10 protein-coding genes are annotated in these 9,730 nt (G+C 35.5%); 8 read left to right on the top strand and 2 right to left on the bottom strand.

Annotation, left to right across the window (positions count from 1 at the left end):
• Positions 1–271 precede the first annotated feature (271 nt).
• Together tsaE and porX are read right to left on the bottom strand one after the other, a co-directional pair.
• On the bottom strand, positions 272–676 hold the full coding sequence (tsaE, locus tag RBU60_RS12185) for a tRNA (adenosine(37)-N6)-threonylcarbamoyltransferase complex ATPase subunit type 1 TsaE (RefSeq protein WP_308865329.1): 405 nt from the start codon (positions 674–676) through the stop codon (positions 272–274).
• A gap of 10 nt (positions 677–686) precedes the next feature.
• Positions 687–2,234: a T9SS response regulator signal transducer PorX gene (gene porX, locus RBU60_RS12180; protein ID WP_308865328.1), complete on the bottom strand. Its 1,548-nt coding sequence runs from the start codon at positions 2,232–2,234 to the stop codon at positions 687–689.
• Between the two features lie 35 nt (positions 2,235–2,269).
• Between porX and RBU60_RS12175 the strand changes: the two genes are divergently transcribed.
• The 8 genes from RBU60_RS12175 to sucD all read left to right on the top strand — a co-directional run bounded on the left by RBU60_RS12175 (position 2,270) and on the right by sucD (position 9,718).
• Complete coding sequence (locus RBU60_RS12175) at positions 2,270–3,499, top strand: HD domain-containing protein (protein ID WP_308865327.1); 1,230 nt, start codon at positions 2,270–2,272, stop codon at positions 3,497–3,499.
• Between the two features lie 23 nt (positions 3,500–3,522).
• Positions 3,523–4,557, top strand: coding sequence for a UDP-3-O-(3-hydroxymyristoyl)glucosamine N-acyltransferase (lpxD, locus tag RBU60_RS12170; protein WP_308865326.1), 1,035 nt, complete (start codon positions 3,523–3,525; stop codon positions 4,555–4,557).
• A 5-nt stretch (positions 4,558–4,562) separates the two neighbouring features.
• A complete protein-coding gene (locus RBU60_RS12165; protein ID WP_308865325.1) occupies positions 4,563–5,948 on the top strand; it encodes a bifunctional UDP-3-O-[3-hydroxymyristoyl] N-acetylglucosamine deacetylase/3-hydroxyacyl-ACP dehydratase in 1,386 nt (461 codons plus the stop codon).
• A gap of 9 nt (positions 5,949–5,957) precedes the next feature.
• On the top strand, positions 5,958–6,740 hold the full coding sequence (gene lpxA, locus RBU60_RS12160; protein ID WP_308865323.1) for an acyl-ACP--UDP-N-acetylglucosamine O-acyltransferase: 783 nt from the start codon (positions 5,958–5,960) through the stop codon (positions 6,738–6,740).
• 6 nt (positions 6,741–6,746) lie between these two features.
• Positions 6,747–7,313 carry an elongation factor P gene (gene efp, locus RBU60_RS12155; RefSeq protein WP_308865322.1) on the top strand — a complete coding sequence of 189 codons (567 nt, stop codon included), beginning with the start codon at positions 6,747–6,749 and terminating at the stop codon, positions 7,311–7,313.
• A gap of 76 nt (positions 7,314–7,389) precedes the next feature.
• A complete protein-coding gene (locus RBU60_RS12150) occupies positions 7,390–8,325 on the top strand; it encodes a UDP-3-O-(3-hydroxymyristoyl)glucosamine N-acyltransferase (RefSeq protein WP_308865321.1) in 936 nt (311 codons plus the stop codon).
• Between the two features lies 1 nt (position 8,326).
• A complete protein-coding gene (locus RBU60_RS12145; protein ID WP_308865320.1) occupies positions 8,327–8,737 on the top strand; it encodes a nuclear transport factor 2 family protein in 411 nt (136 codons plus the stop codon).
• Positions 8,738–8,842: 105 nt separating this feature from the next.
• Positions 8,843–9,718 (top strand): succinate--CoA ligase subunit alpha, encoded by an 876-nt coding sequence (sucD, locus tag RBU60_RS12140; protein WP_308865319.1) that lies wholly within the window; start codon positions 8,843–8,845, stop codon positions 9,716–9,718.
• Positions 9,719–9,730: the final 12 nt, after the last annotated feature.

The following is a 9,730-nucleotide window of genomic DNA, read 5'->3' as shown; positions in this document are numbered from 1 at the left end:
CAGGGAGAGGAGGGAAACATTCCCTTCTTTCTTCTGAAAAATAACTATATCATCATTCGCTAAAAGTTGCGTTTATGGGTTGAATTCAAGAAATAAAACAAGGAACAGTTTTTAACCTCTCATTTAGGGTTTAATTACCTGAGGTGTAGGCTTGCCCTAAGGTTCGTAATTTATACTTACTGTTAGTTTATAAAAATAATTGAATAAAAGATTTGAAATACAATTGATTATGTTCATTCGGCAGAATTGAAAAATAGAGAATTGAATTCTATTACTTAAAGATTAATTCTCTTTTTGAAACATTAATTTTAGAAAGATGTATCTCGTGTTTCTCTAAAGGTAGTAAGCTTTCAATATGTTGTGGCCATTCTATCAAACACCAGCGACCTGAGTCTATATATTCTTCAAAACCTATATCGTAAGCCTCTTCTTCGTTCTCAATTCTATGAAAATCAAAGTGATAAATAGAGCTGTCCTCTCCTTGGTATTCGTTCACTAACGAAAAGGTAGGAGAGCTCACTTTATCTGGAGAGCCTATTTGCTTTACAATCTCTTTAATAAGGGTGGTTTTTCCTGCTCCCATCTCGCCGTAAAATAAAAGTGTCTTGTAAGAAGACACTTTTATGATTTTTGCAGCCACCTCAGAAATTTCTGATAAGGTATAATCAATTTGCATGTTGCTTATTTTATCTAGGTGAAAGAACTGAAAATGGAATGATCATTTCTTCTAAAGATACGCCTCCATGCTGATAAGTATTTCTGAAATAACTTACATAATGGTTATAATTATTGGGATAAGCGAAGAAAAGGTCTCCTTTCGCAAAAATATAAGAACTACTCATATTGATGCTTGGCAAATGGAAATCTTTAGGATTCTTGGCCGCAATCACATCCTTATCTTCATAAGTAAGGCTTCTTCCCGTTTTATACCTTAAATTAAGACTTGTATTTTTGTCTCCAATGACTTTAGAAGGATTTTTAGCATTAATCGTTCCGTGGTCTGTAGTGATAATCAGCTTAAATCCTAACTGTTGCGCTTGTTGTATAATCTCTAATAGAGGAGAGTTTTTAAACCAACTTTCAGTAAGGGAGCGGTAAGACTTATCATTAGAAGCCAATTCTTTAATCACTTCCATCTCAGTTTTGGAGTGCGAAAGCATATCTACAAAATTGTAAACTACAACGGTTAAATCGTTGTCTTTTTGTGATTTAAAACTGTCTACTAATCTTCTTCCGCCTTTAAGGCTGGTAATTTTATGGTAAGAAGTTTTATAATCCAACCCTAAGCGTTTTAACTGCGCCATTAAAAAGTCTTCTTCGTGCATATTCTTTCCGCCATCATCAGTATCATTTAACCACCAGTCTGGATGTTTTTTCTCCATTTCTGAAGGCATCAATCCAGAGAAAATAGCATTTCTAGCATACTGCGTCGCCGTAGGTAAAATGCTGTAGAACGGAGATTCGCTTTCTTTTTTATAATAATTATTGATGATAGGCTCAAAAGCACGCCATTGATCGTAGCGCAAATTGTCTATCACGACCAATAGGGTAGGTTGTTTTTTACTTAATTCTGGAACTACTTTATTTTTGAATAAAGTGTGTGACATGGTAGGTTTATCATCACCATCAAACCAAGTGGTATAATTTTTCTCTACAAATTTACAAAACTGAGTATTGGCTTCTATCTTTTGAGATTCTAAGATTTCAAACATTCCAGTGTCTTCAATATGTTCCAATTGGATTTCCCAATATACCAAGCGCTGATAGATCTCGGCCCACTCTTCAAAAGTGTTGACCATAGACATATCCATGGCTATTTTTCTAAATTCCTGTTGGTAGCTAGAAGTGGTTTTTTCTGAAACTAAACGAGAATGGTCTAAATTTTTCTTTAAACTGAGAAGAATCTGGTTCGGGTTTACGGGCTTAATCAGGTAATCTGCTATTTTAGAACCAATAGCTTCCTCCATAATATACTCTTCCTCACTTTTGGTAATCATCACCACGGGCAAGGTGCTTTGTTTGGCTTTTATTTCCGATAAGGTTTCTAAACCGGTTAAACCGGGCATATTTTCATCTAATAAAACAATATCAAAATTTTGTTCATTCACCTCCTCAATTGCCTCTGTACCACTTTGACAGGTGGTTACTTCATAGCCTTTTCCTTCTAAAAAAATGATATGCGGCTTTAATAAATCTATTTCGTCATCTACCCAAAGTACTTTGATATGGTTCATATATGTATATTTGCTTTAATTATTAAATTTTCGATTTGAATCAGAGAAACAAACTTAAAATATTAAACGACCCAATTTACGGATTTATTACCATTCCCAACGAACGGATTTTTGATATTATAGAGCATCCTTACTTTCAACGTTTACGTAGAATTACCCAAATGGGCATCTCTTATTTGGTATATCCTGGCGCACATCATACTCGGTTTCACCATGCGTTAGGTTGTATGCATCTTATGCGAAAATCCTTGGATGTGCTTCGTTTTAAAGGGGTTGAAATCTCTAAAGACGAAGAAGAAGCCTTGCTGATTGCCATTTTATTGCACGATATTGGACACGGCCCTTTTTCTCATGCGATGGAACATAGCATTGTAAATGGGATAAGCCACGAGTGGATTTCGCTTCAATTTATGGAGAAAATGAACTCCGACTTTAACCAAAGTTTAACGTTGGCCATTCAGATTTTTAAAGGAGAATATCCTCGAAAGTTTTTTAAGCAACTTATCGCAAGTCAGTTGGATGTAGATCGTTTAGATTACTTAAAACGCGATAGTTTTTATACGGGAGTAGCCGAAGGTAACATTAACAGCGAGCGTCTTATCGCGATGCTTAATGTGGTAGAGGATGAATTGGTGGTGGAGCAAAAAGGGATTTATTCCGTAGAAAAATTTTTAGTTGCCAGAAGGTTAATGTATTGGCAAGTGTATTTGCATAAAACGAGTTTGGGAGCCGAGCAATTGCTTATTCGGGTTTTAAAAAGAGCCAAGTATTTATCGAGTACGGGCGTAAAGCTTCAAGCGAGTAAAGCCTTGAGTTATTTTTTGACTCATGAAATTTCTCAAGAAAACTTTACGGAAGAAATTTTAAACGAATTCAGCAAATTAGATGACTACGATATTGTTTCGGCTATGAAAGAGTGGGTAGATGTAGAGGATTTTGTGCTGAGTAATTTATGCAAAATGCTTATAGATAGAGACTTGCTGAAGGTAAAGCTCAAAAAGAAACCTATTTCTGAAGCGACGAAAGAAAGTTACCTAAAAGGTCTAATTAAAAAATATAATATTTCAGAAGAAGAGGCTTCATATTTTGTATTTACAGGTAAAGTCACTAACCTTGCATATAATGCCAAGTTGGAGAACATCAATATTTTACACAAAAATGGGAAGATTAAAGACGTTGCAAAAGCATCAGATCAATTGAACTTAGATGCGTTGTCAAAACCTGTTGTCAAATATTATATCTGTTATCCTAAACAAAAAGATTAACATTTTTTTCTATTTTTGTCAGAATGAAATTTAAAGCATCACAAATAGCCGAAATATTAGAAGGAGAAATTCAGGGTGATCCTGAAGTCGAAGTTTCTCAATTGGCGAAAATTGAAGAAGGCGAAGCAGGCTCTTTAACTTTTCTATCTAATCCCAAATACGAATCTTTTATTTACAGCACCAATGCGTCTATCTGCATTGTTAATAAAGATTTTGTATTAAATAAACCTGTAAACACTACCCTTATAAAAGTAGAAGACTCTTATAAATCTTTTACTACCCTTTTAGAATATTACAATCAAGTAAAGCTAAATAAATCTGGCATTGAACAGCCTAGTTTTATCGCAGAATCTTCTACTCACGGTGAAAACCTCTATTTGGGAGCATTTGCTTATGTGGGAAATAATGTAAAGTTAGGAGATAACGTAAAAATTTTCCCGAATGCTTATATAGGAGATAATGTCACTATAGGGGATAATGTTATTGTTTTTGCTGGAGCAAAGATATATTCTGAAACATTAATAGGGAATCATTGTGTGGTCCAAAGCGGAGCTATAGTAGGATCTGATGGTTTTGGTTTTGTGCCCAATGAGAAAGACGAGTATAAAAAAATTCCCCAAATAGGAAATGTAATTATAGAGGATTATGTAGATATTGGTGCAGGAACAACAATAGATAGAGCTACTTTGGGGTCAACAATTATAAGGAAAGGGGTTAAATTAGATAATCACATTCAGATAGCGCATAATGTAGAGATTGGAGAACACACCGTAATTGCGGCTCAAACAGGCGTTGCAGGCTCTACCAAAATTGGAAAAAACTGTATTATTGGAGGTCAAGTAGGAATTGTAGGCCATATAAAAATAGGAGATCGCGTAAAAATACAAGCTCAATCTGGGATTGGGAGAAATGTAAAAGACGACGAAGTATTACAAGGTTCTCCTGCCTTAAGTTATGGTGATTTTAATAAATCTTACGTGCATTTTAAAAACCTGCCTAACTCCATGAATACGTTAAATCAATTAGAAAAACAGCTAAATAGTAAGAAGAAAGCGTAATAAAAATGAAACAACAAACCATTCAAAAAGAAGTTTCCTTAACAGGAGTGGGGCTTCATACAGGAAAAGAAGTCAAATTAACTTTTAAACCGGCCCCAGAAAATCATGGCTATGTTTTTAAGAGAATGGACTTAGAAGGTCAACCTACTTTAGCTGCAGAAGCTTCTTATGTGGTCAATACACAACGAGGTACTTCGCTAGAGAGAAATGGCGTACAAATACAAACCTCAGAGCATGTTTTGGCTGCTTGTGTAGGTTTAGAAATAGACAACGTACTTATTGAACTGGATGCTAGTGAACCCCCAATTATGGACGGTTCTTCAAAATATTTTGTAGAGGCTTTAGAAAAAGCAGGAATACAGGAGCAGGAAGCAGAAAGAGAATTTTACGAGGTTAAAGAAATTATTAGTTATGTAGATGAGGAAACCGGAAGCGAGATTATGGTGGTTCCTGCTTGTGACTATGAAATTACCACCATGGTAGATTTTGGAACCAAAGTATTAGGCACCCAAAATGCTACGATTAAAAATTTAAAAGAATTTAAAGACGAAATAGCCGATTCTCGTACTTTTAGTTTTTTACATGAAATTGAAACCCTTTTGGATCACGGATTAATTAGAGGCGGAGATTTAAATAATGCCATCGTTTATGTAGACAAAGAACTCTCTGCAGAAACCATGGAGAAACTAAAGAAGGTTTTTGATAAAGACAATATATCGGTTAAATCTAACGGGATTTTGGATAATCTTACTTTACATCATGCTAATGAAGCGGCTAGGCACAAATTGTTAGACGTTATAGGAGATTTAGCTTTGATTGGTACTAGAATTAAAGGTAGAGTTATTGCTAATAAGCCTGGTCATAAAGTAAATACTGAATTTGCTAAAAAAATGGCTAAGAAGATTAAAGCGGAAAAGCGTAATCGAGTTCCTCAAGTAGATTTGAATCAGCCTCCGCTAATGGATGTTAATCAGATTATGAAAATGTTACCGCATAGACAACCTATGTTATTACTTGATAAGATTTTTGAACTTTCTGAAACCCATGTGATAGGAAGCAAAAACGTAACGATGAATGAGGAATTCTTTAAAGGACACTTTCCTGGGGCACCGGTAATGCCAGGTGTACTTATCGTAGAAGCGATGGCGCAAACAGGGGGAATTCTCATTTTAAGTACCGTTCCAGATCCAGAGAATTACTTGACCTTTTTTATGAAAATAGACAATGTTAAATTTAAACAAAAAGTAGTTCCGGGAGATACCTTAATTTTTAAATGTACGTTGATTTCTCCTATCCGTAGAGGAATTTGCCATATGCAAGGTTATGCATATACAAATGGAAAAATATGTGCCGAAGCAGAGTTGATGGCGCAAATTGTAAAAACAAAATAAACTAATTTTATGAACCAACCTTTGGCATATGTGCACCCCGGTGCTAAAATCGCAAAAAATGTTGTAATAGAACCCTTTACAACGATTCATAATAATGTAATTATAGGAGAAGGAAGTTGGATTGGTTCTAACGTAACCATTATGGAAGGTGCTAGAATCGGTAAAAACGTAAGCATATTTCCTGGGGCAGTAATTTCTGCCGTTCCACAAGATAAAAAATTTAACGACGAGGATACCGTCACGATTATTGGAGACAACACAACCATTAGAGAATGTGTGACCATTAATAGAGGAACTTCAGATCGTATGAAAACGGTTATTGGTAGTAATTGTTGGATTATGGCTTATTGCCATGTGGCACACGATTGTATTATAGGCGATAATTGTATTTTCTCTAATAATAGTACGCTTGCAGGGCACGTAAATGTTGGAGATTACGTAATTTTAGCAGGAATGACTGCGATACAGCAATTTTGTAGTATTGGAAGTCACGCTTTTATTACGGGTGGTTCTTTGGTAAGAAAAGACGTTCCTCCATTTGTAAAGGCAGCAAGAGAGCCTTTGTCTTATGTTGGGATAAATTCTATAGGCTTACGCCGAAGAGGTTTTACGACCGAAAAAATTAGAGAAGTACAAGATATTTATAGAATATTATATCAAAAAAATTACAACAACTCTCAGGCGGTGGCAATTATTGAAGCTGAGATGGAAGCTACTCCAGAAAGAGATGACATTTTAGAATTTATTAAAAATTCCCAAAGGGGAATAATGAAAGGATATTTTTCAAACTAAGAAATTATGGCAAGTACAAGTGATATTAGAAATGGGTTATGTATTAAATACAACCACGATATATACAAAGTAGTAGAGTTTTTACACGTAAAACCAGGAAAAGGACCTGCTTTTGTAAGAACAAAAATGAAAAGTGTGACTACAGGAAAAACGATAGATAATACCTTTTCTGCAGGACACAAAATTGACGAAGTTCGTGTAGAAACACATAAATTTCAGTTTTTATATAAAGACGGAGAGTTTTATCACTTTATGAATACCGATGATTATACACAAATTCGTTTGGTAGAGTCTGCCTTAGATTCTCCGGGATTAATGAAAGAAGGAGAAGTGGTGACTGTGATTATCAATACAGAAGATAATGCGCCACTATCTGTAGAGATGCCACCAAGCGTTGTGCTGGAAGTTGCCCATACAGAACCAGGAATCAAAGGAAATACAGCTACCAATGCGACCAAACCTGCTACGATGGAAACAGGAGCAGAGGTAAATGTTCCTCTTTTTATCAATGAAGGAGATAAGATTAGAGTTGAAACCGATAAAGGGACTTATAAAGAACGTATTAAAGAGTAGTTTTTAAAGCGGTGAATATGATTCACAACCTCAGTCTCATTACTTAACGTCCCAATCTAAAATCTCAACCTACAATATGGATTTCCCTCAAGAACATAGCCTTCAGCAAATTGCTACGATAATACAATCAGACTTTGTGGGCGATAAAGATTTCCCTGTCTTGGGAATGAACGAAATTCATGTGGTTAGAGCGGGAGATATTGTTTTTGTAGACCACCCAAAATATTACGATAAAGCTTTAAATTCCGCTGCGACGGTAATTCTCATCAATAAGGATGTAGAATGTCCTCAGGGAAAAGCTTTATTAATTTCTGATGATCCTTTTAGGGATTTCAATAAACTCACCGAATACTTCAAACCTTTTCAGAAATCTAAGAAACAAGTTTCTGCTTCCGCGGAAATAGGAATGAACACCGTGATTCAGCCTCATGTTTTTATAGGAAACCACGTAAAAATCGGTAAAAACTGTTTTATACACTCTAATGTGAGTATTTACGATCATACTATTATTGGAGATAATGTGACTATTCATGCCGGAACCGTTTTGGGAGCTGATGCATTTTACTATAAAAAAAGAGATTCAGGTTTTGATAAATTAAAATCTGGTGGAAAAGTTGTCATCAAAAACAACGTAGATATTGGTGCTGCCTGTACCATAGATAGGGGAGTGACGGGAGAAACCATTATTGGAGAAGGAACAAAAATAGATAACCAAGTTCAAATAGGTCACGATACAGTGATTGGAGAATTATGCCTAATCGCCTCTCAAGTAGGAATCGCAGGATGTGTGGTCATAGAAAATGAAGTCACCATTTGGGGACAAGTAGGAATCACTAGCGGAATCACGATTGGAGAGAAAGCTGTTATTTCCGCGCAAAGCGGAGTGAGTAAATCACTTGCAGGAAATAAGTCCTATTTTGGTACCCCCGCAGATAGTTTTAGAAAAAAATATAAAGAATTAGCTTCCATACGCTTAATCCCAAGTTTAATTGAAAAAATCGACAAGTTGTAATATGAAAAAAGCTAAAGATATAGTTAAAGCATTTTATGAATCAGATATTGCCAATGACGCTTCCATTATAGAAGAGTTTTTTCATCCGCAAGTAAAGGCTACTTGGAATGGAGTTGAAGGTCTAAATACCTTAGATTTTAATGATGTATCTGATTTTTTCGCAGACATTAGAAAAAATTATAAAGACTTAAGAATAGAAATTAGTCACTTGTTTCAGAATAAAGATTCAGTCAGCATTCGATATAAATATTATGTGCGTGCTATTGAGAATCCAGATGAAGAGATTGGGATTGCCCATTTTATTTGTATTTGGGAAGTAAAAGACGAAAAATTATACAGAGGATACCAAATAAGTCAGCCTTTTAAAGATAAAGATGAAGAAGATACCTCTTATGATGAGGTAAAGCTTTAATTTTTTTTAAAGTTGCACTAAAAAAGTTACCTTTGCACTGCTATCTATAAAAATATTAGTTAGCAAACTTAAATAGAGAAACAATTAATAAAACCAAATAGTCAAATGAGTGTTTTAGTAAATAAAGATTCAAATATAATCGTTCAAGGTTTTACCGGTAGTGAAGGAAGTTTTCACGCAGAACAAATGATAGAATATGGTACCAATGTGGTAGGTGGGGTTACTCCAGGAAAAGGAGGACAAAAACACTTAGACAGACCTGTTTTTAATACGGTAGCCGAAGCGGTGAAAGAAGTAAATGCAGATACGACCATTATTTTTGTACCGCCAGCTTTTGCTGCCGATGCTATTATGGAAGCGGCTGACGCAGGAATCAAAGTTATTATTACCATTACAGAAGGTATTCCTACTGCTGATATGATTACAGCTTCTGAATACATTAAAGACAAAGACTGTAGGTTGATTGGCCCTAACTGTCCAGGTGTAATTACGCCAGGAGAAGCTAAAGTGGGTATTATGCCAGGTTTTGTTTTCAAAAAAGGAACTGTAGGAGTAGTATCTAAATCTGGTACGTTAACGTATGAGGCTGCAGACCAAGTGGTAAAACAAGGTTTAGGAATTACAACTGCTATTGGAATTGGAGGAGATCCTATTATTGGAACTTCTACTAAAGAAGCAGTAGAATTATTGATTAATGATGACGAAACAGAATGTGTAGTGATGATTGGTGAAATTGGTGGACAATTAGAAGCCGAAGCTGCACAATGGTATAAAGCAAGTGGTTCTAAAAAACCAGTGGTTGGCTTTATCGCAGGAGAAACTGCACCAGCAGGAAGAACTATGGGACATGCAGGGGCAATTGTAGGTGGAAGTGAAGATACTGCACAAGCTAAAAAGAAAATTTTGGCAGAATGCGGAATTCACGTTGTAGATTCTCCAGCAGAAATAGGATTAAAAGTGGCTGAAGTAATGAAAAAATAGTGTCATAAACAC

Source organism: Mesonia profundi (assembly GCF_031085155.1).
GTDB lineage: Bacteria > Bacteroidota > Bacteroidia > Flavobacteriales > Flavobacteriaceae > Mesonia > Mesonia profundi.
The sequence above is the reverse complement of the archived record's forward strand: the minus strand, read 5'-3'. Positions and strand labels throughout refer to the sequence as shown.

Bases quoted from the DNA above. Each gene is read 5' to 3' on its own strand.
- tsaE (WP_308865329.1), bottom strand. From the start codon at position 676: ATGCAAATTGATTATACCTTATCAGAAATTTCTGAGGTGGCTGCAAAA.
- porX (WP_308865328.1), bottom strand. From the start codon at position 2,234: ATGAACCATATCAAAGTACTTTGGGTAGATGACGAAATAGATTTATTA.
- lpxD (WP_308865326.1), top strand. From the start codon at position 3,523: ATGAAATTTAAAGCATCACAAATAGCCGAAATATTAGAAGGAGAAATT.
- RBU60_RS12165 (WP_308865325.1), top strand. From the start codon at position 4,563: ATGAAACAACAAACCATTCAAAAAGAAGTTTCCTTAACAGGAGTGGGG.
- lpxA (WP_308865323.1), top strand. From the start codon at position 5,958: ATGAACCAACCTTTGGCATATGTGCACCCCGGTGCTAAAATCGCAAAA.
- efp (WP_308865322.1), top strand. From the start codon at position 6,747: ATGGCAAGTACAAGTGATATTAGAAATGGGTTATGTATTAAATACAAC.
- RBU60_RS12150 (WP_308865321.1), top strand. From the start codon at position 7,390: ATGGATTTCCCTCAAGAACATAGCCTTCAGCAAATTGCTACGATAATA.
- RBU60_RS12145 (WP_308865320.1), top strand. From the start codon at position 8,327: ATGAAAAAAGCTAAAGATATAGTTAAAGCATTTTATGAATCAGATATT.
- sucD (WP_308865319.1), top strand. From the start codon at position 8,843: ATGAGTGTTTTAGTAAATAAAGATTCAAATATAATCGTTCAAGGTTTT.